Genomic DNA, 26,173 nt, shown 5'->3' on the forward strand with positions numbered 1-26,173 from the left:
GCCCCCTCTTCAATATAAAAAGCCGCAGACATCTGCGGCTTTTTATTTGGCTAAAACGGTTTTACTTAAACCGCAGGATATAGCAACTTATCCTGACTGTCGATTACCGTGACATTGACTGGAATACCCAAGCTCACGCTGGAAGAGACGGTACAGAAATCCTGAAACTGTGCCAACACCCGATCTAGATTTTCCAAAGTCTCACCAGGCACTCCAACCCGAATTTCAACGTCGATCTTCAAAATGCGTAAACGGTTCTGATCATTTCTACCGATTTCGCAACTCGCTTTAGTCTCGATTGGTTCGGGATTCTGCTTAAATTTTCTGAGAGCAAATAACAGCGAGTCTGATAAGCAATTGGCTACGCCCGCTAACAAGAACTGTGAGGGAGTAGCGCCCTGAGATCTGCCCAAGGGTGGTGGCTCATCGCCAAAAATCGGATCCCGCTCTTCGTTGTAATAGATTGAAAATTGATAGTCACTTTGTTGAACTAACCTTACTGATGGAGACTCGCCCATAGACACCTTTTATTTAGTAGTTTTCTTAAAGAAGCTTACTGCCAATACCAGCAGAAAAAATGCAAACCAAAACAGAGACCATTCCGGAACCTGCAAACCTAGAATAGCTGGTAGCTTGGCGGAACATAGGCCGTCGGCTTTGAATAACCAAGGCAAGCCCTTGGCCAACTGAAATTGATTGATCCAGGTCTCAAGCGGGTCAATTCCGCAAGAGCTCTCTGGGTGCGATAGCAGCCAAACTTGACGCGTCGCTACAGATAGTCCGTAAGCTGCAGCAGCGGCTGCCAAGACATGGAATACTTTTCTCAATGGATTGAGTGGATCAAACCCTGCTGCTATGAAGCAAAAAATCGCGATAGCCAGGTAGCCGACTCTTTGCAAAATACACAGAGGGCAAGGAAGAAAGCTGACCCCTTGATAGCCGACTTGCTGAAGAACGACTGCGAAAATGACTAAGCCCAAGCTAAGGAGGGAGAGGGAAAGGTATTTGGCTTGATTCATGAGCAAATGATAACTAAACCCCAATAGCCGAGAGAATCTCAATACAGCCCTGGAATTAACTTCTTCACCCTGGATTGGTAATCTACATACACTGGAAAGCGCTCAATTAGCCAAACTTCCTCTCGACTGGCCTTCACATTAAATAAGAAAAATAAGCCGAGGACATATGCCAGCACGTAAATACCTGGAAAGATCAATAGCCAAGCGATAGCGGCCAGAAGGACTCCAAAGTAGATGGGGTGGCGCACATAACGATATAAACCCGATTGCACGAATTGGGCATCATCTTTTGGGTATGGCAGCGGGGTCAGATTTTTCCCCAAGTTGATCACTGCGACCAACATGATTAAGCAGGCCAATAAACCAATTGAAATACCACAGGCATGAAGAATGGTTTTTAGCGACTGCGCGCTAATGAAATAAGACCCCTGGGGACCAAAGAGTATTAGGCCTATCAAAATACCTTGAATCAGCACGTAGAAAGCACCTCGTTGCAATACAGTCTTATTGGACAAAGCGCTCATTTACCTAACCTTTAGAGGATCAGGCTACAGTCTACCCTCACCTCAATACATTACCGCTCTCTCGAAACCCTCATCTAAAACGTCGCGATCCTGGGTCAACACATGTTGAGCAATGAGAAACACCCCAGCAAGAAAGCTCAGGCAAACCAGCAATCCAAAGGTATGGTATTGGTTCAGGTCATTTTGATTAAGGACCTCTAAATAACGGTCGCTTTCTAGAGCAAGATGGGTTGATAGACTTAATAGCGCCAAGCCCAACAGTATTTGAGTTAAGGTCAACAATAGAGACTTTTCACTGATTGGCGTTGTAGACATAAGACTTCCTTCAGATGGGTATGCAAGGATCTTATGGGGGTAGCGCTAATAAGTAAAAGAATCCCTTTTTATAAGCTAAATACTTTTTTATATATAGAACCGCTTAAATAATGAGGATAATCATCGTTTTATCTCTATTTATAAGCGTTTATGGCAGCCTATAACACCGAAACCGTCCTCTCTGTTCATCACTGGAACGACACTCTCTTTAGCTTTACCACTACCAGAAATAAGGGGTTGCGCTTTCGTAGTGGCCATTTTTTGATGATTGGCTTAGAGGTTGAAGGCAAGCCTTTGGTAAGAGCTTATAGCGTGGCCAGCCCAAACTATGAAGAGCATTTAGAGTTTTTGAGCATTAAAGTTCAGGATGGCCCCCTCACCTCACGTCTTCAGAAGATTCAAGTGGGCGACCCCATCCTAGTGAGCGAAAAGTCAGTGGGAACACTAGTCATTGACGATTTAAATCCAGGCAAGCATCTCTATTTATTTAGCACTGGGACCGGCCTTGCTCCATTCATGAGCATCATTCGCGATCCAGATACTTACGAGAAGTTTGAGAAAGTGGTCCTAATTCACGGCGTACGCTTGGTAAGCGAATTAGCTTATGCTGATTACATCAAGAATGAGTTAACCCAAGATGAATACATTGGCGAAATCATCCGCGAAAAACTCATCTACTACCCAACAGTCACTCGCGAGGCGTTTAAACACACTGGCCGCTTAACTACCGCGATTGAATCTGGTCAGCTGTTCAAAGATATCGGCTTGCCTCCGCTAGACCCCGCTGTTGATCGCGCCATGATCTGCGGTAGCCCTTCCATGCTGAAAGAAACTGCTGAGATGCTAGATGCCAAAGGCTTCAAGGTTTCCCCAAGCCTAGGTCAGCTAGGTGATTACGTATTCGAACGTGCTTTCGTAGAGAAATAATTCACTTATTTTATATATCTAAAAGTAATTTAGATATCTCTATATATTCCTTGTAGATATATAAGCCCCTTGGTAAATTCTCTTTAACGAGATATTTACCAAGGAATCCAGATGTCCCCCGTACGTGAGCACTACAACCCCATCATCACCAAACTATTGCGTGAGCATGACCGTTTGCCCCATGAGAATGTAGCGGAGCGTAAGAGTTTTCAGCGGCGCATCCTTTTCTTAATGAATGCCATCAAGCTCGAAGAATTTGAACAAGCATTTGCTTAATTAAGGAAATACTTGTTCATGATTGATTTTTTAATCCAATCTTCACACTTCATTATTTCCGGCGCACTTGTGGGGCTTCTAGTTGGAATGACTGGCGTAGGTGGCGGCTCACTGATGACGCCATTGCTAACCCTGATCTTCGGGATTGCCCCAACAGCAGCAGTAGGAACTGATCTTGCCTTCGCGGCAATTACCAAAGGATTTGGCACTGCCGCACATCGCCTACATGGCAATGTTCGCTGGGATATCGTCCGCCTACTCTGCCTTGGAAGTATTAGCACCGCAGTTCTGTCAATTCTCGTTTTGAAATATGTTGGACCCGTATCAAAGGATTGGAATCATCTCATTAGCATTTCGATTGGGGTTTCCGTATTGCTAACAGCCGTATCGCTATTATTTAGAGCAAAGATTCTGAAATGGGTTCAAGCTAACCCTCGCTACTTACCCACAGGGTTAGCATTAAATATCGCCACTATTAGTGTTGGGGCAGTGATCGGAGTTCTTGTCACCGTCTCGTCGATTGGTGCGGGAGCGATTGGAGCAACACTCATATTGCTGCTCTACCCCCATTTAAAAGCCTCCGAAGTAGCTGGCACGGACATTGCATATGCAGTCCCATTAACCGCGCTAGCTGGACTAGGTCACTGGTGGCTAGGCAATGTCCATTTTGACTTGCTGTTTGGGTTATTGCTTGGATCCGTACCGGCCATCTGGCTTGGCGCAAAACTGTCGAGTATCCTTTCAGAGAGGGCAACTAGAACTACGCTCGCAGGAACATTATTCTTGGTTGGAATTAAGTTGGTGTCCTCATGATCAAACCAGAATTTTGGTCCATTCCAGCAGACACTCTTACGCCAGCGGAGTTGATGGATAAGATAGTCGCCCTCAAGCAAAGATTACTCGACATCACTTCGCGCTTTTCTGATGTGCGCTTTGCCACTAGCTTAGCAGCTGAGGACATGGTCATTACTGATGCAATCGCCAAAACTAAGGCAAACATTCGCTTATTTACTTTAGCTACAGGTCGCCTTCATCAAGAAACTGTTGATATGACCAAGGCTGCGGAACGTCATTACGGCCTGACGCTTCATAAAGCCTACCCCCTCGAGAGTGATATTCAGGAATTTATTGATCAATATGGCATGAATGGTTTTTATGATGGCGAAGAGGCTAAGAAAGCCTGTTGCAGTGCTCGCAAAATTAAACCTCTGAATACAGCCCTCTTGGGTGCAGATGCCTGGATTACCGGCCAAAGACGTGAGCAATCCACGACTCGTGTTGAACTCAATTTTGAGGAAGGCGATGAAGCACGCGGTATCGCCAAATTTAATCCCCTATTTGATTGGTCCGAAGCAGATATTTGGGCCTACATCAAACAAGAAAATGTACCGATTCATCCCCTTCACTTAAAAGGCTACCCCAGCATTGGCTGTGAACCATGCACACGCCAAGTAAAGAAAGGTGAAGATATCCGCGCCGGTCGCTGGTGGTGGCTGCAAAGCGATAGCAAAGAGTGTGGACTACACGTTAATCAATAATCGATTGATTACTTCATTATCAAAACTTAGCAAAGAACGAATTACAGAATGCAAGAAAAAAAATTATTAGACGACCATTTAGACTGGCTTGAAGCAGAGTCGATCTACATTATTCGCGAAGTGGTTGCGCAGTGCGCAAATCCAGCGATGTTATTCTCAGGCGGCAAAGACTCTATCGTGATGTTCCACTTGGCTCGCAAAGCTTTTCAATTTGGTGATCGCCCAGTAAAGCTACCCTTCCCCATTTTGCATATTGACACTGGCCACAACTACCCAGAAGTCATCGCCTATCGTGATGCGGTAGTTGAAAAAACAGGTGTCAAGCTGATTGTGGGTCACGTTGAAGACTCCATCAAAAAAGGGAGTGTTCGTTTACGCAAAGAAACAGACTCTCGCAACGCTGCCCAAGCAGTGACTTTGCTAGAAGCGATTGCAGAGTATGAGTTTGATGCATTGATGGGTGGAGCGCGCCGTGATGAAGAAAAAGCGCGTGCCAAAGAGCGCATCTTCTCCTTCCGCGATGAATTCGGCCAGTGGGATCCAAAAGCGCAGCGTCCTGAGCTCTGGAGCCTTTACAACGCTCGTATTGCCCAAGGTGAAAACATGCGCGTCTTCCCGATTTCCAATTGGACGGAGCTTGATGTCTGGCAATACATCGCTCGAGAAAAATTAGAACTCCCCAGCATTTACTACACTCACGAACGTGAGGTTGTGAGAAAGAATAGCCTCCTAGTTCCAGTGACCAATATCACCCCTAAAGCGCCTGGCGATGTCAGTGAAATATTGAATGTGCGCTTCCGTACTGTTGGGGATATTAGCTGCACCTGCCCAGTAGTGAGCACTGCCGCAAATCCAATTGACATCATCGCCGAAACTGCGATTACGGAAATCACTGAACGTGGCGCCACTCGCATGGACGATCAAACTAATGAGGCCTCCATGGAGCGCCGCAAGAAAGAAGGTTACTTCTAATGACTCAAGAAAATAAAGAAAATATCCACCAAAACGTAGTGCGCTTTATCACTGCCGGCAGTGTTGATGATGGCAAAAGCACCTTAATTGGTCGTTTACTCTATGACACCAAATCGATTTTGGTAGATCAACTCGAGTCTCTGTCAAAGACAAAACATGCGCGCGTCACTTCTTCCGATGCTGGCGTAGATTTAGCGCTATTAACCGATGGGCTAGAAGCTGAGCGTGAACAAGGGATCACTATTGATGTGGCCTATCGCTACTTCTCCACACCCAAACGAAAATTTATCGTAGCCGATGCCCCGGGTCATGAGCAATACACTCGTAATTTAGTCACTGGAGCCTCGCAATCTGATGTTGCGGTTATTTTGGTCGATGCAGCCCGCGTTGATCTGGGCACCAATCCAGCCACCTTATTAGCTCAAACTAAACGTCATGCTGCCATTGTTCATTTGTTAGGACTGCGCCATGTTGTATTTGCAGTGAACAAAATGGACTTGCTCAATTTTGATGAAAAGATCTTTGACGCCATCAAAACAGCGATTGAAGATTTAAACAAGAGGATCGGTCTTCCTGAACCAACCTTAATTCCAATGTCAGCACTACTTGGTGCGAACGTAGTAAGTCCTAGCGATGCCACACCTTGGTATAAGGGCCCAACACTGCTGGAGTGGTTAGAAGGTCTCGACACCAGCCCTCAGTCTGAAAAGATCGGTTTGCGTTTTCCTGTTCAATATGTCGCCCGCCAAGATGGCAGCGCCTCAGATGACTTCCGGGGCTATCTCGGTCAAATTGAATCTGGGAGTATTCAGGTAGGTCAAAAAATTAAAGTGCTTCCTGAGAATCGTGAAGCAACGGTTGCTAAGATCTATTTGGGAAACCGCAATCAATCTAATGCGAATAATGAAGTGAACTCCGCTCAAACCGGGGAAGCTGTAGCAATTAGCCTGAGCGAGGATATCGATGTATCTAGAGGCTCTTTATTTATCAGCGCGGAAGACTCCACTCCACCAACATTAAGCAAGCAGATCTCGGCTGATCTTTGCTGGTTAGATAGTGAGCCTCTCTCTTTGAGTCGCAAGTACGCTCTACGTCACACCACTAATACGATTGGCGCTAAGGTAAAGGTGATTCAACAGGTTTTGGATGTACAAACACTCTCTCGCACACTTGAAACCCACCCTCTCAATGCCAATGAAATCGGTCGAGTGGATTTCACACTCCAAAAGCCTATTGCAGCAGATCTATTTGATCAATCGCAGCGAACTGGCGCTTTTATTTTGATTGATGAAGCCACCAACCATACTGTTGCTGCAGGCATGATTCGCGAGGCCCTTGCGTAAGCTAAGAAATCCAAAGAATGTAAACAAGTCCAATGGAGGCGATGAAAATCGTCTCTACGACTAGCATTAAGACAGGCTGCCAGCCCAGCTTACTTAACTCCTGAAAGTTGGTCTTTAGACCTGCAGCAGCAATTGCAAGCACTAGCATCCACCGAGATGCTTCGCCAATTGAATGAGTCACAGCTCCGGGCAAGATTTGCATAGACGCGACCAACGATAAAGCAACGAATCCAATTAAAAATGTTGGGATCAAGCGCAGACTGCCCCACCCCAGACGCTGGGACGATTTATTGCTTCCGAAAAATATGGAAATCAATAGAACTACCGGCAACAGCAGGGCAACACGGAATAACTTCACAACCGTTGCTACATCGCCTGCTTCGGGACCAAATAACATTCCAGCAGCAACTACCTGAGCTACGTCATGAATCGTTGCACCTAAGAAAATTCCAGCAGGAAAATCGGTAATGTTCAGTAGTTGCAATAAAAAGGGGTACAGCACCATCGAAATGGTTGAGAGGACAGTGACACCAACCACTACCAGCAAAGTAAACCGTTCATTTTCTTTGGTTTTAGGCAAAACCGATGCTACAGCCAAAGCTGCCGATGCCCCGCAAATACCAACCGAAGCTCCCGCAATAAAACCAAAATCGGAGGATAACTTCAGGCATCTAGCCAAAAAATATCCAAGGCAGACTGTTGCGCCAACGGCAACAACGACCATCAGTCCAGTATTGAGGCCAATCGCACTCATATCCGCAAAAGTGATACGGATACCCAGCAGAGCAACGCCAATCCGCAAAATCGTTTTGGCGCAAAAATCAATTCCAGGCTTAACCACCTCGTTAAGATATAAAAAATGGAGTGATAAGCCGATCAATAAGGCATAGAGTAATTGTGGCCCGCCATAGCTTTCCGACAGAAAGCTGGTGGCCAAAGCGACAAGCAGGCAGACCATTAAGCCCGGAGAATAATGTTTGACTATCTTAAGCATTCACTTAATACACCATTCTTTTCCCATGAAGAGCATCTGACTTCGAAGAACCGCAGTCTTAAGGTATTTTCTGACTCACAAAGAATCATTGATGGCTGGATTCTAAATCGCTAGCTCTATAGGCAAATTGCCGACCGTCAAGATATAAAGAAAAAACCACCCGAGAGGGGTGGCTAAAGTAAGTCTATGGAGGTAGAACTAAAGAATGAACAACAAGTTCATATTAGCTATTCGGCTTATCCCAAACCGAATCTCTTGCTTTGTTTCAGTGCTCCATGCTTCAATTTAGTGCATATAGCCCATATAGTGCTATTTAGTAGAATTAATCCCTAATCAACTAATCATGAAGGAGTGCCAATGCTGGCATCAAAGAAGGCGAGGGCTCCATCTCGCTTAATCGCAAGTCTCCTGACAGCTGCGCTTGCCCTGCCTGCTGCAGCCCCTGTAGCCTATGCTCAGGGTAGCTCTCAACAACAAGCGGCAAAGCTTTCCCAGGCTCAGTTAGAGGCACTAGTAGCACCTATCGCCCTCTACCCCGATGCACTGGTCTCTCAAGTTCTGATGGCTGCCACCTATCCTTTAGAGGTAGGAGAGGCATCAAATTGGGCTAAAACCAACAGCAAACTTAAGGGTGACGCGCTCAATCAAGCGCTCCAACAGCAAACTTGGGATGCTAGCGTCAAATCTCTAGTGTCATTTCCTCCCGTATTGGAAATGATGGGCTCCCAATTAAGCTGGACTCAACAATTAGGCAATGCAGTATTGGCACAACAGTCTGAAACAATGAGTGCGATTCAAACATTACGCGCAAAAGCCAAACAGGCTGGCTCATTGCAGTCGAACTCACAACAGACAGTGACAACACAAGGTAGCGGTAGCAGTCAGACCATCATCATTGAACCTGCGAACCCACAAGTAGTTTATGTTCCCACTTACAACCCCACCGTTGTTTACGGTACGTGGGCATACCCCGCTTATCCTCCCTACGCATACTACCCACCAGGATACGTAGCGGGTACAGCGCTCCTCTCTTTTGGTGTTGGTATGGCAGTTGGTGCTGCACTCTGGGGTGGATGCCATTGGGGTGGCGGCTGGGGCGGCGGCAATTCGCTGACAGTTAATAACAACAACTTCAATAACTTCAACAAGAACACGAATAACAATTGGAATGGCAATCGTAATGGTGGCTCCAGCGACTGGAAGCCTGACCAACAACGCCGCAATGCCAATCTTGGTGGTGGTGCTGGAGCCAATGCAAATCGTGACGCCGAGCGCGATCAATTACGCCAGAACCTCCAGCGGGGAGATTTAAGCAGCAACCGCACTGGGGACCGTGCTGGCAATATGGGTAACGGTGATCGCTCAGGCAATCGCTCGGGCGCCGACCGAACAGGCAGCAGAACTGGCGGTGATCGTAACGGTAATTTTGGTGGCGGAGATCGTGCAGCCAATCACTCCGGTGGTGGAGATCGATTCGGTGGCGGCGGAGGCTTTGGCGACACTCGCGGAGCACGCTTTGATGGCGGTGGCGATCACTTTGGTGGTGGTGCACGAGCTGGCGGCGGAGGCTTTGGCGGTGGCGGTCGTGGCCGTCGCTAACTTCACCTACATACTGACATTGACATATACAAATTTGATTAAAGGAATAAACATGAAGAAATTTTTAATCGGCGCTACTTTAGCCTTTGGAATGGCGACTGCTATGCAAGTTGCAAACGCAACAACCACTGATGAGCTATTGCAATACTGCAAAGGCGAAGGAAGTACAAACGTCACTTGCCAAATTTATGGTCAAGCGGTTTATGACACCTACTTAGCAACTCGCAATCCTAAAACCGCCCCAAGCAAGATCTGCGTAAAACAACCTGCGCCAACGCGTATCCAGGTCGTTGATGAATACATCGCTTGGGCAAATGCCAATCCTGCAAACGGCTCTCAACCAGCTGCCGAAACAATGCTCCGCTTTTTAGAAGGCGTGTTTCCTTGCGGAAAATAAGTCGCCGCTCTCAATCACTTGATTGAGAAGTAAAAAAGCCACCTGTATAGGGTGGCTTTTTTATTGGTAGCGCTTGCGCAAATCATCAGAGCAATTAATGATTCTCTTTTGCGTGATTAATAGAGTATTTCGGTATCTCGATCACCAAATCCTCACGAGCCACAATAGCTTGGCAAGATAGACGAGACTGGGGATTTAAACCCCACGCACGGTCTAACAAGTCTTCTTCGTTCTCATCTGGAGCATTCAGACTCTGATAGCCCTCCTTCACAATCACGTGGCAGGTGGTGCAAGCGCACACCATATCGCAAGCGTGCTCAATAGGAATATTATTTTCTAGTAAAGCCTCGCAAATAGAGGTGCCGGGCGCAACTTCTACTACAGCACCTTCAGGGCAATATTCACTATGGGGCAAAACAACAATCTGGGTCATTTTTGTAATTTTCTTTTCTTAAATTTCAGCAACATTCTTACCGGCCAAAGCTTTTTGAATGCTGGCATTCATGCGCTTTTGCGCAAACTCGTCGGTTGCCTTGGCGGCATGATCAACTGCTTTTCTTAAAATGGCGCTATCCGTTTCCTCAGTGAGAATTTTTTGCAAGCTAGCCATCTCTTGATCAACGCTAGCCTGCTCTGCCTCGTTCAGCAATCCGCGATCTGAATCCAACGCAGTTTGCACGGCATCTAGCAAGCGTTGCGCATTAACCTGCTCTTCTCGCAAAGATCTTGCTAGCAAGTCGACCTTAGCAGAGGCAAAACCATCTTGCAGCATGCGAGCGATCTCAGCATCCGTCAAACCATACGATGGCTTAATATCAATTGAGGCCTGCACGCCTGACCCTTGCTCCATCGCGCTGACTGAAAGTAAGCCGTCAGCATCCACCTGGAAGGTCACACGAATACGCGCTGCACCTGCCGCCATAGCAGGGATGCCACGCAGTTCAAATTTTCCGAGTGAACGGCAATCTTGAGCTAGTTCACGCTCGCCCTGCACTACCTGAATAGCAAGTGCGGTTTGACCATCTTTAAAGGTCGTGAAATCTTGTGCACGGGCAACAGGAATCGGCGTATTACGTGGAATGATTTTTTCAACCAAGCCACCCATGGTCTCAATACCCAAGGAGAGCGGGATCACATCTAGCAAGAGCCACTCATGATCCTTGCTTTGGTTGCCAGCAAGTAAATCCGCCTGCATGGCAGCACCCAAAGCAACTACCTGATCTGGATTTAAATTATTTAAAGGCTTAGTACCAAATAGCTCGCCGACTGCGCGTTGCACATGAGGCATGCGAGTCGCCCCACCCACCATCACCACGCCTTTCACTTCATCGGCCTTGAGCCCCGCATCACGCAGCGCTTTCTTCACCGCAACAAGGGTTTTATTGATGAGGTTTTGCGTCATCTCAAAAAACTGGGCCTGGCTAATGCCAACATTCACCACTGTTCCATCGGATAAGGTTTCATGAACGCGCGCAAGCGGATTGTGACTTAACTGTTCTTTTGCATGCTTACAGGAAAGCAGTAGTTTGCGATGATCCTGGATCGATAGTGGCGGTAACTTCGCCTGCTCAATCACCCAGCAATACAAGCGATGATCGAAATCATCTCCACCTAAAGCGGAATCGCCACCAGTAGAGAGCACTTCAAATACCCCTCTACTCATTCTCAAAATTGAAATATCGAAAGTTCCACCGCCAAGATCGTACACGGCATAAATACCTTCGGAGGCATTATCTAAACCATAGGCAATGGCTGCTGCAGTTGGCTCATTGAGCAAACGCAATACTTCGATTCCAGCCAACTTTGCGGCATCTTTCGTTGCTTGACGTTGAGCATCATCAAAATATGCAGGGACTGTAATCACCGCCCCTACGATATCGTCGTTTACCGAATCTTCCGCCAACTGACGCAAGCGCGCCAGAATTTCAGCAGAGACCTCAATAGGACTTTTGTCGCCAGCAACTGTTCTTAACTTCAACATACCAGGCTCATCAACAAAGTCATATGGCGCATTCTCAATATGCTCCACATCTACAATGCCGCGGCCCATAAAACGTTTTACAGAAACAATCGTATTCTTGGGGTCGGAAACAATACTTTCCAACGCATCAAAGCCTGCCTGAGTTCGGCCATTGGGTAGATAGCGCACTACCGAAGGCAGTAACTCACGTCCCTCGGAATCTGGAAGTACTTTAGGCAAGGCATCCCGCACAATCGCCACTAATGAGTTGGTAGTACCCAAATCAATACCAACAGCAATGCGCCGCTGATGAGGGGCTAATGATTTACCAGGTTCGGAGATTTGTAGTAGGGCCATATTGATTTCAGTTTAAAGCTATACCAAAGCTGAGATGGCGTCATCTAACTCAAGTGCAAATTTATCTATAAAAAGCAGGCCGCGCAATAACTCGGCAGCTCGCTCGTAATTTTTAGCCCCGTCTACAGCCTGAGCAATCTCAGCAAGGGTTTCTCTTTTGGAGTTATCGACCTCTTCAGCAAGCAACTCTAAGGCAGCAAGATCATCCTCCCGCTCTTCAAGGCTTTCTCGCCACTCCATCTGCTTCATGAGGAAGGCGGCAGGCATTGCGGTATTCGTCTCGAGGCGCGCATCCACACCATGGAGCTGACAAAGATACAGCCCGCGCTGAATAGGATTTTTTAAGGTTTGAAAAGCGGTATTGGCCAGGGTCGCCATTTGCATAGCAAGTCTTTGCTCGGTATCACTTCCGCGAGCATGGCGATCTGGATGTACTTCTTTTTGAATCGCTAGATAAGCCTGATCTAATGCAGCCAAATCAATATTGAATTGGTGATTTAGACCAAAGAAACGAAAGTAATCGTCAGACGCGGAAGGATTCGCCACAACCACACTCATCTTTTACGTTCGGGTTTTGAAACTTAAAGCCCTCATTCAAACCCTCGCGCACGAAATCCAATTCAGTGCCATCTAAATAAGCCAAACTCTTTGGATCAATAAATACTTTAATACCATTCGATTCAAACATGGTGTCTTCTGGGGCGGCCTCATCCACATACTCCAATTGATAGGCCAATCCCGAACAACCCGTAGTGCGAACGCCAAGACGCAAGCCACAACCCTTCCCGCGCTTATCTAAATTACGCTGAACATGCTTTGCCGCTTTATCAGTTAAGGTAATTGCCATAAATAACCTGTTTTCTTTATTCGCTTTTTGCCATCACCACTTATTTGGCAGGATGCTTTTCTTTGTAATCCGCTACCGCCGCCTTAATGGCATCTTCAGCCAAAATGGAGCAATGGATCTTGACAGGAGGCAAGGCCAATTCCTCAGCAATTAAAGAGTTTTTGATCTCTAACGCTTGATCCAAAGTTTTGCCTTTAACCCACTCTGTTACCAAAGAAGAGGATGCAATCGCAGAGCCACAACCGTAAGTCTTGAACTTCGCATCCTCAATCACGCCGTGATCGTTTACGCGAATCTGCAACTTCATCACATCGCCACAAGCAGGTGCGCCGACCATACCGGTACCAACCTGATCATCACCCTTCTCAAAAGAGCCCACGTTGCGGGGGTTTTCATAATGATCGATTACTTTGTCGCTATATGCCATGGTATTTCCTCGTTATCTCTTTAATCTTGCTGTAAATATTTTCAATACTGCTTAGTGAGCAGCCCACTGGATGGTACTGAGATCAATGCCATCCTTAAACATTTCCCACAATGGTGAAAGCTCACGCAACTTCGCGATCTTCTCTTTCACCAACTTAATCGTGAAATCCACTTCCTCTTCAGTAGTAAAGCGCCCTAAGGTAAAACGAATAGAGCTATGCGCCAATTCGTCATTACGACCCAAGGCACGCAATACATAAGAAGGCTCTAAAGATGCGGATGTACAAGCAGATCCAGATGAGATAGCCAAATCTTTCAGGGCCATCAACATCGATTCACCTTCAACATAGTTAAAGCTGATATTGAGATTATGTGGAACTCGATGATCCATGTCACCGTTGACATAAACCTCTTCAATATCCTTCAGTCCCGCAAGCAAGCGGTCACGCAAGGCCCGAATGCGTGTGTTTTCTTCAACCATTTCAACGCGGGCAATACGGAAAGCCTCTCCCATACCAACAATTTGGTGCACTGCGAGAGTGCCTGAACGCATGCCGCGCTCATGTCCACCACCATGAATTTGCGCCTCAATACGAATACGTGGCTTACGACGCACAAATAATGCGCCAATTCCTTTGGGACCATAAGTCTTGTGCGCAGAGAAGCTCATTAAGTCAACTTTGATTTTCTCTAAATCGATTTCTACCTTGCCGGTTGCCTGCGCTGCATCCACATGAAAAATGACGCCACGGGAACGGCATAACTCGCCAATGCGTGGAATATCTTGAACCACACCAATTTCGTTATTCACATACATGACAGAAGCCAAAATCGTGCCCGGCTTCATTGCTGCTTCCAGTTGAGCGAAATCAATTAAGCCATCAGGCAATACATCTAGGTATGTGACCTCATAACCTTCGCGCTCTAGCTCACGGCAAGTATCTAAAGTTGCCTTGTGCTCAGTCTTGACGGTAATGATGTGATTGCCGCGATCTTTATAAAAGTACGCCGCGCCCTTGAGTGCTAGATTGATACTTTCTGTTGCGCCACTAGTAAAAACGATTTCTCTTGGGTCAGCGTGCACCAACTGCGCAACTTCTGAGCGCGCCCACTCTACAGCCTCTTCCGCAGCCCAGCCATATGCATGACTGCGCGATGCGGCGTTACCAAACTGCTCACGCAAATAAGGCAGCATTTTGTCCACTACACGTGGATCAATCGGTGTAGTCGCTGAATAGTCCATGTACACAGGAAAGTGCTTTGGGCTAAACATCGGCACGGGTTGCTGAGGAATGTCTTGTGGTGCGTTCATGATTTACTTGTCAATTGATTGGTTAACTAATTAAGCGACTTCGCTTAACCCTGTTGAGCCAGATTAAAAACGGAATTAACCAGAGGTCGCTTTGGAGCAATCTCTTTCTTTACTGCAACCAAAGGTGCTGGCTTTTCAGCCTTCAGGCCTTCAGTTTTGATTTTCTTCGGACGCAAATCGTGCAATACAACGCCACGCCCTTCTTGCTGCTGAACTAAGTCGCGCAAGGAAACAGAACTCAGGTACTCAACCATCTTGGAATTGAGATTTGTCCAAAGATCATGAGTCATACAACGGCCATGATTCTCTTCATTGGTATGACAGTTGCCCTTACCGCCACATTGAGTAGCATCCAAGGGCTCATCTACCGCAACAATGATGTCTGCAACACTAATTTCGTCAGATTTACGCGCCAAGGTGTAACCACCTCCAGGCCCACGAGTGCTATCAACGATATTGAAGCGGCGTAATTTGCCGAACAGCTGCTCCAGGTAGGAAAGGGAAATCTTCTGTCTTTGACTGATTCCGGCCAAAGTTACCGGTCCATGCGTTTCACGGAGGGCTAAATCGATCATTGCGGTTACTGCAAAACGGCCTTTAGTTGTAAGTCTCATATGTCACCTTGGTAATGGATTGTTATGGACAGCTAACAGTCGGGCGGGTAATACCCGACCATTCCACTCAACTTTACCATATACCCAAGCAATCCGCTCGGGAATTATCGCAAAAATCCCCAAGAAATCCCATTCAAAACGCTAAATCGCGTCACGGGAGCGCGCTCCAAAGGCCATCTCCTTAACTTTTGTAAGGCGATCTCGGGTGGCGGCGGCCTTCTCAAACTCCAGATTCTTGGCCTCCGTGTTCATTTGCTTCTCTAAAAGCTTGATTTCAGCAGCTAACTGCTTCTCACTCATATCCTCATAGTGAGCCCGCTCCTGCTCCACTTGCATCTCAGAACGCTTCTCTTTGACGTCGTAGACCCCATCAATGATGTCTTTAATGCGCTTCTGAACCCCTCTAGGCTCAATGCCATTCGCTTTGTTAAAGGCGATTTGTTTGGTGCGACGTCGCTCGGTCTCGCCCATGGCTCGTTTCATGGAGTCGGTAATCCGGTCCGCGTACAAAATCGCTTTGCCCCGAACATTTCGGGCAGCTCTACCGATGGTCTGAATGAGGCTTCGCTCGGAGCGCAAGAAGCCCTCTTTGTCCGCATCCAAGATTGCCACCAAGGAGACTTCTGGAATGTCCAAGCCCTCGCGCAATAAATTAATACCAACCAATACATCGAATACACCTAGACGCAGATCACGGAGAATTTCCACGCGCTCAACAGTATCGATATCAGAGTGAACATAACGCACTTTCACTCCGTTATCCGATAAGTAATCCGTAAGTTGCTCGGCCATCCGTTTAGTCAGGACTGTTACTAACACGCGCTCATGCACTTTAACGCGCTCATAAATCTGACTGAGCAAATCATCTACCTGCGAGCTTGCTGGCAAGACTTCAATTTCCGGATCAACCAATCCAGTTGGTCTAGCCACTTGCTCAACGACTTGGCCAGTATGCGCATTTTCATAATCAGCGGGTGTTGCCGAAACGAAAACTGTTTGGCGCATCTTCGTTTCAAATTCAGTGAACTTCAGCGGACGGTTATCCATTGCGGAAGGTAGGCGGAAGCCAAACTCAACTAAAGTGTGTTTGCGGGACTTGTCGCCGTTATACATAGCGTTGAGCTGACCAATCAACACATGGCTTTCGTCCAAGAACATCAGCGCATCATTAGGGAGATAATCCACCAAGGTAGGCGGAGCCTCGCCCGGCATGGCACCAGAGAGATGGCGAGAGTAGTTCTCAATCCCCTTGCAGAAGCCCAACTCATTGAGCATCTCCAAATCAAAGCGCGTACGTTGCTCTAGACGTTGCACCTCGACCAACTTACCGTCTTTTACGAACTCGTCGAGTCGTATGCGCAATTCAGCTTTGATTGTTTCGATCGCCTTGAGAACAGTTTCACGTGGAGTGACATAGTGCGAACTTGGATAGACAGTAAAGCGAGGAATTTTTTGACGAATTCTTCCGGTGAGCGGATCAAAGAATTGCAAACTCTCAATCTCATCATCAAATAATTCCACTCGCACCGCCAACTCATTATGTTCGGCAGGAAAAATGTCAATCGTATCTCCACGCACACGGAAGACTCCGCGCTTAAAGTCCGTCTCATTACGGTCATACTGCATCGCGATTAAACGCATCAAAATATCACGCTGACTCATCTTGTCGCCGGGGCGCAAAGTCATCACCATGCTGTGATAGTCGCCGGGATTACCAATACCGTAAATTGCCGAAACGGTAGCAACGATGATGACATCGCGGCGCTCTAATAAGCTCTTGGTAGCAGAGAGTCGCATTTGCTCAATATGTTCATTGATCGAAGAATCCTTCTCAATAAACAAGTCGCGCTGCGGCACGTATGCCTCTGGCTGATAGTAGTCGTAGTAACTTACAAAGTATTCCACCGCATTTTTTGGGAAAAATTCCCTAAATTCACTATAGAGCTGGGCAGCCAAAGTTTTATTGGGCGCAAAAATGATGGCTGGACGACCCGTTCTAGCAATGACATTGGCCATCGTGAAGGTCTTACCCGAACCAGTCACCCCGAGAAGGGTCTGGAAGGTCAATCCATCCTCAATTCCAGCTACTAAGGCGTCAATTGCGGCTGGCTGATCACCTGCAGGCGGAAACGGCTGATACAGCTGAAATGGAGAGCCAGGGAAGGAAACAAACTTGGCTGGATCGAGATCGTGACCTACCTCGCCCAAAGGATCAGCCACAGGGCTTTTCTTGCTTTCGGCAACTTTGGAATTCGTGGAAGTTTTACTCAACTTAGGGGGCATCTCAGCTATCATTTCACTTGTGACTTTTAGTTCACAGCGAATTTTGTACAAACAATGATTTTGCCGTTTTTATTTAGAAATAGTTGAATCTAGCCTCAAAAACAGACATTTAAAGCAAATTTAACTAAATTTAACGTCAATTAACCCAGAAATACCCCCTTATTCACCCTTAATCACGCCTTTTTGACTCTCAAATGAACCTTTTTAACTCCGTACAGCTAGCCCCTAAAGACCCTATTTTTGGCCTCACAGAAGCCTATGTCGCCGATCAACGCGCAGACAAGGTAAACCTGGGTGTTGGCGTGTATTACACCGACGAGGGCAAGGTACCTCTTTTGAAGGCCGTTGTTAAGGCCGAAGAGGCGATTGTGGCGAAGCATTCTCCACGTAGCTACATCCCAATCGAAGGCCCAAATCCTTATAACAGTGCAGTTCAGAATCTCTTGTTTGGTGCAGACTCTGCACTAATCAAGGATGGTCGCGTTGTTACCGCCGAATGTCTTGGCGGTACTGGTGCATTGCGCGTTGGCGCTGATTTTATTAAGCGCCTCAATTTAAACGCCCCTTGCGCCATCAGTAATCCAACCTGGGAAAACCATCGCGGCATTTTTGAATCTGCTGGTTTTGAAGTGGTTGAATACACCTACTTTGATGGCAAGACTCGTGGTGTTGATTTCGATGGCATGGTGAAGTCACTAGAATCTTTCCCAAAGTTCACTACTGTGTTGTTGCACGCTTGCTGCCACAACCCAACCGGCGCCGACATCACTGAGGCGCAATGGCGTCAGGTGATTGATATCTGCAAAGCAAAGCAATTGATCCCTTTTTTGGATATGGCCTATCAGGGCTTTGCCGCCGGCATTGAGCAAGATGGCATTGCCGTTCGCTTGTTTGCTGAATCCGGAATGTCCTTCTTTGTTTCCAGCTCATTCTCTAAATCTTTTTCACTATACGGCGAGCGCGTTGGCGCCTTGTCGATCGTGACTCAGAGTAAAGATGAATCTACTCGCGTACTGTCTCAATTAAAGCGCGTCATTCGCACCAACTATTCCAATCCTCCAACACATGGCGCTGCAATTGCTGCTGCCGTTCTGAATTCACCAGAACTCAGAAAGCTTTGGGAAGATGAATTGGCTGAAATGCGTGATCGCATTAAGGCAATGCGTCATGGCTTAGTAGAAAAACTCGCTGCTGCAGGCGTAAAGCAAGACTTTGCCTTCATTGAAGCTCAGCGAGGCATGTTCTCTTATTCGGGCTTAAGCGCCGAGCAAGTTGAACGCTTGCAAAAAGAAGATGGCATTTATGCCCTCTCTACTGGGCGTATTTGTGTGGCTGCCCTCAATACTAAAAATATTGATAAAGTAGCCAAAGCAATCGCCCGCGTTTTAGCGTAACAAGCGGTTCTACCGAGTTATTAGGAGGCAGCATGCTATATCAGTTACACGAATTTCAAAAAGCCCTACTTCAACCAGTAAGCTCATGGGCTCGAGCAGCTTCTGAGGCATTTATCAATGCCTCAAATCCGGCCTCGAAGATTCCAGGATCTGATCGCTTAGCTGCCAGCTACGAACTCCTCTACCGTCTTGGTAAGAACTATAAAAAACCAGAATTTGGTATTCGTTCAGTACAGGCGCATGGCAAAGAAGTAGCTATTCACGAAAGAACTGTTTTAGCTAAACCTTTTTGCAACCTCATTCGCTTCAAACGTTTTTCCGATGACCTTGATGTCATCAAGAAACTAAAAGATGATCCAGTAGTGTTGGTGGTTGCGCCACTTTCCGGACACCACTCCACGCTTTTGCGCGATACCGTGCGCACACTATTGCAAGATCACAAGGTATACATCACTGATTGGATTGATGCCCGCATTGTTCCAGCTGAAGACGGTGAGTTCGGTTTAGATGATTACGTTCACTATGTACAAGATTTCATCCGCACAATTGGTGCTGAGAACTTACATGTGATCTCCGTATGTCAACCAACCGTTCCAACCTTAGGCGCAATCTCTTTGATGGCCTCCGCCGGCGAAAAGACGCCTGCATCCATGATCATGATGGGCGGCCCAATCGACGCCCGCAAATCTCCAACTGCCGTGAATAATTTGGCTGATCAAAAGTCTTACGAATGGTTCGAAAGTCATGTGATCTACAAGGTACCTCCAACCTATCCAGGCGCTGGCCGTAAGGTGTACCCAGGATTCTTGCAACACACAGGCTTTATTGCCATGAACCCACAAAACCACTTGCAATCCCACTGGGACTATTTCCAGAACTTGGTTCGCGGTGACGAGCAAGATGCTGAGGCGCATATTCGTTTCTATGATGAATACAACGCCGTTCTAGATATGGATGCAAAGTTTTACTTAGACACCATCAAAACAGTATTCCAAGAATATGCCTTGCCTAATGGCACATGGACAGTATCAGGTGATTTAGTTAAGCCACAAGACATTAAGAAAACCGCCCTACTTACTGTTGAGGGCGAGTTGGACGATATCTCCGGTAGTGGTCAAACTCGCTCGGCCCATGCGCTTTGTGCCGGCATTCCCAAGTCTGCCAAGGATCATTACGAAGTTGCAGGCGCTGGTCACTACGGCATCTTCTCCGGTCGTCGCTGGCGCGAAAAGGTGTATCCAAAGATTAAATCCTTCATTCGTGAACATCAGCCGGCCCAACGAAAGACGAAAGCTAGACTCCCCAAATTAGGAGCAAAGTAATCCACAACAATTAGAAGCCCTTAGAGGCTTCTAATTACTTTAGGGTCAGCAATACATGAAAATTCACCAGGCAAATACACTAATCGACCGCCTGGTTGATGCCCTTCCCCAGACTCAATGTAGAAAATGCGGCTACCCAGATTGCCACGCCTATGCTGAAGCTTTGGCTTCTGGCGAGGCTTTGCCTAATCAATGCCCTCCGGGTGGCGTAGAAGGCATCAAGAGACTCAGCGCCATCCTGGCGCCCATCTACCCTCAAGATGCGTTTGATCTACAACCTACGATTAATCCGACGTGTGGGGTGGAACGTCCTAGACCAGTAGCATTCATCGACCCCAAGACGTGTATTGGCTGCACGCTGTGCATTCAGGCTTGCCCAGTAGATGCGATCGTTGGCGCCTCCAAGCAAATGCATGTGGTTTTAAGCGACTGGTGCACTGGATGTGATCTTTGCATTCCCCCCTGCCCAGTAGATTGCATCACCATGATTAATGTCACAGGCAATCAAACTGGATGGGACGCATGGTCTCAAGAGTTGGCCGATACAGCACGCGCGAGGTATTACGCACGCGACGCTCGATTGGATCGTGAACAACGCGACAACGAGGAGCGTCTAGCTAAAAAGGCAGCCGCTAAACTGGTGGCAGTGAATGCGGAACATCCAGATTCAGAAGAAGCAAAAAAAGAACAGGAAAGAAAACGCGCCATCATTGCAGCGGCAATTGCACGGGCCCAGCAAAAGAAATGATGAACCTAGAAAAACGTCGAGCCTTCTTCGAGCAACTACAGGCGAACAATCCACATCCAGAAACGGAGCTGGAATATAGCTCTCCATTTGAGCTACTGATAGCGGTATTGCTATCCGCTCAAGCAACAGATATCTCAGTCAACAAAGGAACGCGCAAGCTCTTTCGGATTGCCAATACTCCTCAAGCCCTATTGGATCTGGGGGAAGAAGGCGTCAAGCCCTATATTCAACACATTGGATTATTTAATGCCAAAGGTAGACATATTCAGGAGACCTGCCGACTGCTACTTGAAAAGCATGGCGGTGAAGTTCCTCAGAATCGCGAGGAACTAGAAGCGCTACCAGGTGTTGGCAGAAAAACAGCAAATGTCATTCTCAATACCGCCTTTGGGCAACCCACCATGGCTGTAGACACTCACATTTTTAGAGTCTCCAACCGCACTGGTTTAGCGCCTGGCAAAGATGTGCTCAAGGTCGAAGAACAATTGCTTAAGCGTGTACCAAAAGAATATTTACAAGATGCCCACCATTGGCTGATTCTGCACGGCAGATATACCTGCAAGGCCCGCAACCCCGATTGTGAGCAATGCATTGTTGAGCCACTATGCGGCTTTAAACAAAAAACTGGCAAAGGAAAAGTCCGTGGCGATATTTAATCCAACCCGTGAAGAGGTGCGTCGTTTTTTCTGCGATACCTGGAAAAAGAAAACTGAGAATCACATTCTCACACCAATGGAAACGCTTGCGAGTGATTGGATGGTGCAGCACCCTGAGTATCACGCAGTATTGACCGATCCAGAGGATGCGATTGCTCAAGACTACACTCCGGAGCGCGGGGAAACGAACCCCTTCCTGCATCTCTCTATGCACCTATCCATCAGCGAGCAAATATCAATTGACCAACCTCCCGGCATCAAAGCAATCGCAGAAAAGCTCTCTAAGAAATTAGGCTCTGAGCATGAAGCCCAACACGCCATGATGGAATGCCTAGGGCAGGTCATGTGGGAAGCGCAACGTGAGGGCCAAGCGCTTAGCCCCGAGAAATATCTTGAGGCGCTGCAGAAGTTAAATTAGTGGCTACGCTTCACCAGCATGCGCTTGCTCAAAATTACGGTAGAAACAACCAGAAATGCGAATACCAGATTCATTGCAGTCAGGTGATCACCCAATAACAAACTTGAGGCGAGCAGTGTGCAAAAGGGTTGGATAAGCTGAACTTGACTCACTCTTGCGATCCCGCCAATCGCAAGACCCTCATACCAGAAGAAAAATCCTAAATACATCGGAAATAGACTGAGATACACAAAGCTCGTCCAAGCAACTGCACCAACGTCCCAATACGCTGAAGAGAATGTGAAATAAGTCGCCACAATATTAATAGGCAATGAAATGGCTAATGCCCAAGAGATGACTGCGCGTGGGTTCATTCGCCTAGATAACTCCCCGCCCTCCACATAACCAACACATGCACAAATCCCACCAAGCACTAAGAGGCTATCGATATAGGTAAAACTGCCAGAACTTTTGAGAAGCGCATAAATCATGACAAGCCCTGCGCCGAGCATTGATACAAACCAAAAGCCCACGGATGGGCGCTCCTTAAAGCGAATGACTCCAATCACTGTGGTGGCCAAGGGCATCATTCCTAAAATGACGGCGCCATGAGAGGAAGAACCCTCTTTCATCGCTACCGTAGTAAAAATTGGAAACCCAAATACAACCCCCATCGCAATCACAGCGAACTTCGCTAAGTCTGATTTACTGGGAAGCGAAATATGGTTATAGGAAAGATAAGCTAGAGCAACTAGACCGGCTAAGGACGCTCTACCAAATGCAATGAAATAAGGGTCAAAGCTTACAACTGCAATTTTGCTTACTGGTAATGTTAAGCTAAAAATGAGAATGCCAATAAATCCAATTAGCATTCCTTTGGTTTCTCTGTTCACTAACACCCTTTGGAATTACAAGACTGATTTTCGAGGAATCTTAGGATAGCAGGGCAATCGCAGACTTGATTGCAGCCGGCAATTGTTGCGTCAATTTCATACGCATTTCTAAATTGCTTGATGGCGTTTGTTGAGTCCTTTGCGACCAAGCCGATCCCGGGAAGAATGCATCGTCCTTATACCTGGGGATGACATGCCAATGAATATGGGGAACCATATTTCCCAAGGCGGCAATATTGACCTTATCGGGATGCATTACATGCCGCACAGCCTCCTCCACCGCAAATACCAAGGACATGACATGTTCACGCTCACCGTATGTGAGATCTGTCATTTCAGCGACATGGCGATTCCAAATAACACGGCAAAATCCCGGCAGATCCGAATCATTCACTAAGATGACTCTGCAGTCATCTCCGCGCCAAACTAGTTGACCATCCTCAGGCCTGAGCTCGTCTTTACACAGTACGCAATTAGTCATTGAAATAATGTAAACGAAAACGGCATCTAAGTCACCTTTGCGAGGTAATTTAGATGCCGCGGCAGTATTGGTGCTACTGCTTCTACTGCATACTACTTAGGGATTCTTAATGGAACTGCTCTTCTTCTGTAGAACCAGTCAATGCTGTAACTGAAGACTTACCACCCTGAATAACCGTAGTAACGTCATCGAAGTAACCAGTACCAACTTCCTGTTGATGAGAAACGAATGTATAACCACGATCACGAGCAGCAAATTCTGGCTCTTGTACTTTCTCGATGTATGCAGTCATACCGCGCTGCATGTAGTCTTGAGCCAAGTCGAACATGTTGTACCACATAGAGTGAATACCAGCGAGAGTAATAAATTGATACTTGTAACCCATAGCGCCTAATTCACGTTGGAACTTAGCGATAGTGGCATCGTCCAAGTTTTTCTTCCAATTGAATGATGGTGAGCAGTTGTAAGCCAACATCTTGCCTGGGAACTTAGCACGAATAGCTTCGGCAAACTGACGGGCAAATTCAAGGTCAGGAGTACCAGTCTCACACCAAACCATATCGGCGTATGCTGCGTATGCCAAACCACGGGAGATCGCCTGATCCAAGCCCTTACGTGTTTTGTAGAAGCCTTCAGCTGTACGCTCACCAGTCAAGAATGGCTTGTCATTTGCATCGTAGTCAGATGTCAACAAATCAGCAGCCTCAGCATCAGTACGAGCCAAGATGATTGTTGGAACACCCATGACGTCAGCAGCCAAACGTGCTGAGATCAATTTTTGTACAGACTCAGACGTTGGCAACAATACCTTACCGCCTAAGTGACCACACTTCTTAACGGATGACAGCTGATCTTCGAAGTGAACACCAGCAGCGCCCTGCTTGATCAATGCTTTACTTAATTCAAATGCATTCAACACGCCGCCAAAACCAGCTTCAGCATCGGCAACGATTGGCGCAAAGTATTCGATATAACCAGCATCACCCTTATTAATGCCTTTTGCAGTCTGAATCTCATCGGCACGTTGGAATGAGTTATTAATGCGCTCAACCATCTTAGGCACTGAGTCAACTGGATACAAAGATTGATCAGGGTACATTGCCGCGTATGAGTTACCGTCAGCAGCAACTTGCCAACCCGACAAGTAGATGGCTTGAACACCAGCTTTAACCTGTTGCATTGCTTGACCACCTGTCAATGCGCCTAAACAGTTTACGTAGGCTTCGTTGTTAACCAATTCCCATAAACGCTCAGCACCATGCTTGGCCAATGTGTGCTCGATCTTCAATGAACCGCGGAGGCGTACAACATCCTCGGCTGTATAGCCACGAGTAATACCCTTCCAGCGTGGATTAGTATCCCAATCCTTTTGTAACGCTGCGATTTCTGCTTTGCGATCTGCCATGTTTCTCTCCCTAAGTTAAACAAATACTTCTCATTACGAATATTGAGACGCTGATTTGAAGTGTTCAAGTCTTATGTCTTATATAAGAGTTTAAGGATCTGAAATAAGCATGCAAGCACTATTTCAATATTTATTGAAAATATTTAAATCAATAGATTCAATTACTTAAATGTTATTTTTTGCTATGTGAAATTCTTATTCACTGGGCGAAAGAACGCTCTAAGTAAATTGCTGCACCGCATTTTGCGTATGGAAATGCCTTTCCACATTGTGAAATTAGAGCTAGATCAGCTTAGGATGTGAATCCATAGAGCCTTTGAGGGTTAGAGCATAGAATGCGGTTCCTCAATGCCTCTTCAGGCGCATACAAGGCAAGACTCTCTAGCATTTGCGCAATCGAAGGCATAACACCCCAATTTGCAACATGGGGCCAATCAGAGCCCCAAATACAACGATCTGGCGCAGCCTCAATTAACGCTTGCGCATAAGGCACAACATCGACATATGGTGGAAGTTGATCCGTCAAGCGATATGCGCCAGAAACCTTCACCCAAGCGCGCTCTCTCACCAAACTTAAGAGCGCTTTAAAGCCGGGTGACTCCATTCCAACTGAAGTTCTCAGGTAGCCCATATGATCAATTACTAAAGTGGATTTCATATTTTGCATACGCGGAGTTAGCGCGGGCAAATCATTCGCATCCAACAAAAACTGGATATGCCACCCCCAATCTCTTGCGAGCGCATCACACTCCTCTAGTTTTGATAAATCCAAACCACCGCCAGAGAACATCACATTCATACGGATACCAACAACACCTTTATCTTTCATATTTTGATAATAGGCATCGGGTTGATTCAGCAAGGGTACAGCAACCCCCCGCAATCTTTGAGGATGATTAGCCAGAGCCTTAAGCATGGGCTCGTTATCCTGTCCATTCACGCTCACTTGAATCAGCACGCCATAGGTCATTCCAACCTCATCTAGCATCTGAATATATTGCGCTTCAGTGGCCTCAGGGGCGGTATAAGAACGATCTGGAACAAAGCTGGCCGCACTGATTACATGGGCATGCGTATCAACTGCACCCTTTGGAATCACAAATGGAAAAGGACCACCTTGATGCAATGGTGGTCCTGGACAAAGCGGAATGGTGATTCCCACTAACTAAACTCG

At 46.9% G+C, this 26,173-nt stretch carries 30 protein-coding genes; 13 read left to right on the forward strand and 17 right to left on the reverse strand.

What is annotated here, in order from left to right; all coding sequences use genetic code 11:
• Positions 1-65: 65 nt before the first annotated feature.
• The 4 genes from FD960_RS06875 to FD960_RS06890 are packed head-to-tail and all read right to left on the reverse strand — an operon-like array spanning position 66 to position 1,858.
• Positions 66-518, reverse strand: coding sequence for an OsmC family protein (locus tag FD960_RS06875; protein ID WP_215298141.1), 453 nt, complete (start codon positions 516-518; stop codon positions 66-68).
• 9 nt (positions 519-527) lie between these two features.
• The gene (locus FD960_RS06880) at positions 528-1,019 is read right to left on the reverse strand and encodes a disulfide bond formation protein B (RefSeq protein WP_215298143.1); all 492 of its coding nucleotides are present in this window, start codon (positions 1,017-1,019) and stop codon (positions 528-530) included.
• 38 nt (positions 1,020-1,057) lie between these two features.
• A complete protein-coding gene (locus FD960_RS06885) occupies positions 1,058-1,543 on the reverse strand; it encodes an isoprenylcysteine carboxylmethyltransferase family protein (RefSeq protein ID WP_215298145.1) in 486 nt (161 codons plus the stop codon).
• 42 nt (positions 1,544-1,585) lie between these two features.
• Complete coding sequence (locus FD960_RS06890; protein ID WP_215298147.1) at positions 1,586-1,858, reverse strand: hypothetical protein; 273 nt, start codon at positions 1,856-1,858, stop codon at positions 1,586-1,588.
• Between the two features lie 150 nt (positions 1,859-2,008).
• On the opposite strand from FD960_RS06890, the gene FD960_RS06895 reads away from it, so the two are divergent.
• The 6 genes from FD960_RS06895 (at position 2,009) to FD960_RS06920 (ending at position 6,914) form a co-directional block, all read left to right on the forward strand.
• A complete protein-coding gene (locus FD960_RS06895) occupies positions 2,009-2,785 on the forward strand; it encodes a ferredoxin--NADP reductase (protein ID WP_062309273.1) in 777 nt (258 codons plus the stop codon).
• Positions 2,786-2,896: 111 nt separating this feature from the next.
• The gene (locus FD960_RS06900) at positions 2,897-3,061 is read left to right on the forward strand and encodes a hypothetical protein (protein ID WP_215300689.1); all 165 of its coding nucleotides are present in this window, start codon (positions 2,897-2,899) and stop codon (positions 3,059-3,061) included.
• Between the two features lie 18 nt (positions 3,062-3,079).
• Complete coding sequence (locus tag FD960_RS06905; RefSeq protein ID WP_215298148.1) at positions 3,080-3,874, forward strand: sulfite exporter TauE/SafE family protein; 795 nt, start codon at positions 3,080-3,082, stop codon at positions 3,872-3,874.
• Entirely contained in the window at positions 3,871-4,599 is a 729-nt protein-coding gene (locus FD960_RS06910; protein WP_215298150.1) for a phosphoadenylyl-sulfate reductase, read from the forward strand. The genes FD960_RS06905 and FD960_RS06910 overlap by 4 nt, the downstream gene beginning before the upstream one ends.
• Before the next feature lie 48 nt (positions 4,600-4,647).
• Positions 4,648-5,571, forward strand: a complete 924-nt coding sequence (gene cysD / locus FD960_RS06915) for a sulfate adenylyltransferase subunit CysD (RefSeq protein ID WP_215298152.1) — start codon at positions 4,648-4,650, stop codon at positions 5,569-5,571.
• Positions 5,571-6,914: a sulfate adenylyltransferase subunit 1 gene (locus tag FD960_RS06920; protein WP_215298153.1), complete on the forward strand. Its 1,344-nt coding sequence runs from the start codon at positions 5,571-5,573 to the stop codon at positions 6,912-6,914. Before cysD ends, FD960_RS06920 begins: the two co-directional genes overlap by 1 nt.
• A gap of 1 nt (position 6,915) precedes the next feature.
• On the opposite strand, the gene FD960_RS06925 is transcribed toward FD960_RS06920, so the two are convergent.
• Positions 6,916-7,908, reverse strand: coding sequence for a YeiH family protein (locus FD960_RS06925; RefSeq protein ID WP_251369763.1), 993 nt, complete (start codon positions 7,906-7,908; stop codon positions 6,916-6,918).
• 357 nt (positions 7,909-8,265) lie between these two features.
• Between FD960_RS06925 and FD960_RS06930 the strand changes: the two genes are divergently transcribed.
• Together FD960_RS06930 and FD960_RS06935 are read left to right on the forward strand one after the other, a co-directional pair.
• Entirely contained in the window at positions 8,266-9,507 is a 1,242-nt protein-coding gene (locus FD960_RS06930; RefSeq protein WP_215298155.1) for a DUF3300 domain-containing protein, read from the forward strand.
• Positions 9,508-9,559: 52 nt separating this feature from the next.
• Positions 9,560-9,904 (forward strand): Rap1a/Tai family immunity protein, encoded by a 345-nt coding sequence (locus FD960_RS06935; protein WP_215298156.1) that lies wholly within the window; start codon positions 9,560-9,562, stop codon positions 9,902-9,904.
• Between the two features lie 94 nt (positions 9,905-9,998).
• On the opposite strand, the gene fdx is transcribed toward FD960_RS06935, so the two are convergent.
• From fdx to uvrB, 8 genes are all read right to left on the reverse strand, one after another.
• A complete protein-coding gene (fdx, locus tag FD960_RS06940) occupies positions 9,999-10,337 on the reverse strand; it encodes an ISC system 2Fe-2S type ferredoxin (RefSeq protein ID WP_215298158.1) in 339 nt (112 codons plus the stop codon).
• Between the two features lie 18 nt (positions 10,338-10,355).
• Positions 10,356-12,221, reverse strand: coding sequence for a Fe-S protein assembly chaperone HscA (gene hscA / locus FD960_RS06945; RefSeq protein ID WP_215298160.1), 1,866 nt, complete (start codon positions 12,219-12,221; stop codon positions 10,356-10,358).
• Positions 12,222-12,239: 18 nt separating this feature from the next.
• The gene (gene hscB, locus FD960_RS06950) at positions 12,240-12,779 is read right to left on the reverse strand and encodes a Fe-S protein assembly co-chaperone HscB (protein ID WP_215298162.1); all 540 of its coding nucleotides are present in this window, start codon (positions 12,777-12,779) and stop codon (positions 12,240-12,242) included.
• Positions 12,745-13,068, reverse strand: coding sequence for an iron-sulfur cluster assembly protein IscA (iscA, locus tag FD960_RS06955; protein WP_215298164.1), 324 nt, complete (start codon positions 13,066-13,068; stop codon positions 12,745-12,747). Before iscA ends, hscB begins: the two co-directional genes overlap by 35 nt.
• Positions 13,069-13,108: 40 nt before the next feature.
• Positions 13,109-13,495, reverse strand: a complete 387-nt coding sequence (iscU, locus tag FD960_RS06960) for a Fe-S cluster assembly scaffold IscU (RefSeq protein WP_215298165.1) — start codon at positions 13,493-13,495, stop codon at positions 13,109-13,111.
• Positions 13,496-13,546: 51 nt separating this feature from the next.
• Complete coding sequence (locus FD960_RS06965) at positions 13,547-14,806, reverse strand: IscS subfamily cysteine desulfurase (RefSeq protein WP_371817421.1); 1,260 nt, start codon at positions 14,804-14,806, stop codon at positions 13,547-13,549.
• Positions 14,807-14,850: 44 nt separating this feature from the next.
• The gene (locus FD960_RS06970; protein WP_215298166.1) at positions 14,851-15,420 is read right to left on the reverse strand and encodes a Fe-S cluster assembly transcription factor; all 570 of its coding nucleotides are present in this window, start codon (positions 15,418-15,420) and stop codon (positions 14,851-14,853) included.
• Between the two features lie 141 nt (positions 15,421-15,561).
• Positions 15,562-17,715 (reverse strand): excinuclease ABC subunit UvrB, encoded by a 2,154-nt coding sequence (gene uvrB / locus FD960_RS06975; protein ID WP_251369764.1) that lies wholly within the window; start codon positions 17,713-17,715, stop codon positions 15,562-15,564.
• Between the two features lie 182 nt (positions 17,716-17,897).
• Between uvrB and FD960_RS06980 the strand changes: the two genes are divergently transcribed.
• Genes FD960_RS06980 through FD960_RS07000 form a run of 5 tightly spaced genes read left to right on the forward strand, consistent with a single transcriptional unit; the run spans position 17,898 to position 22,241 of the window.
• Positions 17,898-19,097 carry an amino acid aminotransferase gene (locus FD960_RS06980; protein ID WP_215298168.1) on the forward strand — a complete coding sequence of 400 codons (1,200 nt, stop codon included), beginning with the start codon at positions 17,898-17,900 and terminating at the stop codon, positions 19,095-19,097.
• 32 nt (positions 19,098-19,129) lie between these two features.
• On the forward strand, positions 19,130-20,419 hold the full coding sequence (locus FD960_RS06985) for a polyhydroxyalkanoate depolymerase (protein ID WP_215298170.1): 1,290 nt from the start codon (positions 19,130-19,132) through the stop codon (positions 20,417-20,419).
• A 55-nt stretch (positions 20,420-20,474) separates the two neighbouring features.
• A complete protein-coding gene (gene rsxB, locus FD960_RS06990) occupies positions 20,475-21,167 on the forward strand; it encodes an electron transport complex subunit RsxB (protein WP_215298172.1) in 693 nt (230 codons plus the stop codon).
• Positions 21,167-21,823 (forward strand): endonuclease III, encoded by a 657-nt coding sequence (gene nth, locus FD960_RS06995; RefSeq protein WP_215298174.1) that lies wholly within the window; start codon positions 21,167-21,169, stop codon positions 21,821-21,823. The genes rsxB and nth overlap by 1 nt, the downstream gene beginning before the upstream one ends.
• Positions 21,816-22,241 carry a DUF1841 family protein gene (locus FD960_RS07000; protein ID WP_215300634.1) on the forward strand — a complete coding sequence of 142 codons (426 nt, stop codon included), beginning with the start codon at positions 21,816-21,818 and terminating at the stop codon, positions 22,239-22,241. The genes nth and FD960_RS07000 overlap by 8 nt, the downstream gene beginning before the upstream one ends.
• Here the strand turns inward: FD960_RS07000 and FD960_RS07005 are convergent.
• The 4 genes from FD960_RS07005 to FD960_RS07020 form a co-directional block, all read right to left on the reverse strand.
• Positions 22,238-23,113, reverse strand: a complete 876-nt coding sequence (locus FD960_RS07005) for a DMT family transporter (protein ID WP_215298176.1) — start codon at positions 23,111-23,113, stop codon at positions 22,238-22,240. The two genes, FD960_RS07000 and FD960_RS07005, sit on opposite strands and share 4 nt — an antisense overlap.
• A gap of 40 nt (positions 23,114-23,153) precedes the next feature.
• Complete coding sequence (locus FD960_RS07010; RefSeq protein WP_215298178.1) at positions 23,154-23,594, reverse strand: HIT family protein; 441 nt, start codon at positions 23,592-23,594, stop codon at positions 23,154-23,156.
• A 106-nt stretch (positions 23,595-23,700) separates the two neighbouring features.
• Positions 23,701-24,999, reverse strand: coding sequence for an isocitrate lyase (gene aceA / locus FD960_RS07015; RefSeq protein WP_215298179.1), 1,299 nt, complete (start codon positions 24,997-24,999; stop codon positions 23,701-23,703).
• 292 nt (positions 25,000-25,291) lie between these two features.
• A complete protein-coding gene (locus FD960_RS07020; RefSeq protein WP_251369765.1) occupies positions 25,292-26,161 on the reverse strand; it encodes an amidohydrolase in 870 nt (289 codons plus the stop codon).
• Between the last annotated feature and the right edge of the window lie 12 nt (positions 26,162-26,173).

Origin of the sequence: Polynucleobacter sp. AP-Nino-20-G2 (genome assembly GCF_018688235.1) — a bacterium.
Classification (GTDB): Bacteria; Pseudomonadota; Gammaproteobacteria; order Burkholderiales; family Burkholderiaceae; genus Polynucleobacter.

Coding starts and splice junctions, on each gene's coding strand:
- uvrB (WP_251369764.1), bottom strand. CDS start 17,715: ATGATAGCTGAGATGCCCCCTAAGTTGAGTAAAACTTCCACGAATTCC.
- FD960_RS06985 (WP_215298170.1), top strand. CDS start 19,130: ATGCTATATCAGTTACACGAATTTCAAAAAGCCCTACTTCAACCAGTA.
- FD960_RS06900 (WP_215300689.1), top strand. CDS start 2,897: ATGTCCCCCGTACGTGAGCACTACAACCCCATCATCACCAAACTATTG.
- FD960_RS07010 (WP_215298178.1), bottom strand. CDS start 23,594: ATGACTAATTGCGTACTGTGTAAAGACGAGCTCAGGCCTGAGGATGGT.
- FD960_RS06925 (WP_251369763.1), bottom strand. CDS start 7,908: ATGCTTAAGATAGTCAAACATTATTCTCCGGGCTTAATGGTCTGCCTG.
- FD960_RS06910 (WP_215298150.1), top strand. CDS start 3,871: ATGATCAAACCAGAATTTTGGTCCATTCCAGCAGACACTCTTACGCCA.
- FD960_RS06895 (WP_062309273.1), top strand. CDS start 2,009: ATGGCAGCCTATAACACCGAAACCGTCCTCTCTGTTCATCACTGGAAC.
- FD960_RS06875 (WP_215298141.1), bottom strand. CDS start 518: ATGGGCGAGTCTCCATCAGTAAGGTTAGTTCAACAAAGTGACTATCAA.
- FD960_RS06880 (WP_215298143.1), bottom strand. CDS start 1,019: ATGAATCAAGCCAAATACCTTTCCCTCTCCCTCCTTAGCTTGGGCTTA.
- FD960_RS06920 (WP_215298153.1), top strand. CDS start 5,571: ATGACTCAAGAAAATAAAGAAAATATCCACCAAAACGTAGTGCGCTTT.
- cysD (WP_215298152.1), top strand. CDS start 4,648: ATGCAAGAAAAAAAATTATTAGACGACCATTTAGACTGGCTTGAAGCA.
- FD960_RS06970 (WP_215298166.1), bottom strand. CDS start 15,420: ATGAGACTTACAACTAAAGGCCGTTTTGCAGTAACCGCAATGATCGAT.
- aceA (WP_215298179.1), bottom strand. CDS start 24,999: ATGGCAGATCGCAAAGCAGAAATCGCAGCGTTACAAAAGGATTGGGAT.
- FD960_RS06885 (WP_215298145.1), bottom strand. CDS start 1,543: ATGAGCGCTTTGTCCAATAAGACTGTATTGCAACGAGGTGCTTTCTAC.
- iscA (WP_215298164.1), bottom strand. CDS start 13,068: ATGGCAATTACCTTAACTGATAAAGCGGCAAAGCATGTTCAGCGTAAT.
- FD960_RS06930 (WP_215298155.1), top strand. CDS start 8,266: ATGCTGGCATCAAAGAAGGCGAGGGCTCCATCTCGCTTAATCGCAAGT.
- FD960_RS06935 (WP_215298156.1), top strand. CDS start 9,560: ATGAAGAAATTTTTAATCGGCGCTACTTTAGCCTTTGGAATGGCGACT.
- hscB (WP_215298162.1), bottom strand. CDS start 12,779: ATGAGTGTGGTTGTGGCGAATCCTTCCGCGTCTGACGATTACTTTCGT.
- hscA (WP_215298160.1), bottom strand. CDS start 12,221: ATGGCCCTACTACAAATCTCCGAACCTGGTAAATCATTAGCCCCTCAT.
- FD960_RS06890 (WP_215298147.1), bottom strand. CDS start 1,858: ATGTCTACAACGCCAATCAGTGAAAAGTCTCTATTGTTGACCTTAACT.
- rsxB (WP_215298172.1), top strand. CDS start 20,475: ATGAAAATTCACCAGGCAAATACACTAATCGACCGCCTGGTTGATGCC.
- nth (WP_215298174.1), top strand. CDS start 21,167: ATGAACCTAGAAAAACGTCGAGCCTTCTTCGAGCAACTACAGGCGAAC.
- fdx (WP_215298158.1), bottom strand. CDS start 10,337: ATGACCCAGATTGTTGTTTTGCCCCATAGTGAATATTGCCCTGAAGGT.
- FD960_RS06980 (WP_215298168.1), top strand. CDS start 17,898: ATGAACCTTTTTAACTCCGTACAGCTAGCCCCTAAAGACCCTATTTTT.
- FD960_RS06905 (WP_215298148.1), top strand. CDS start 3,080: ATGATTGATTTTTTAATCCAATCTTCACACTTCATTATTTCCGGCGCA.
- iscU (WP_215298165.1), bottom strand. CDS start 13,495: ATGGCATATAGCGACAAAGTAATCGATCATTATGAAAACCCCCGCAAC.
- FD960_RS06965 (WP_371817421.1), bottom strand. CDS start 14,806: ATGAACGCACCACAAGACATTCCTCAGCAACCCGTGCCGATGTTTAGC.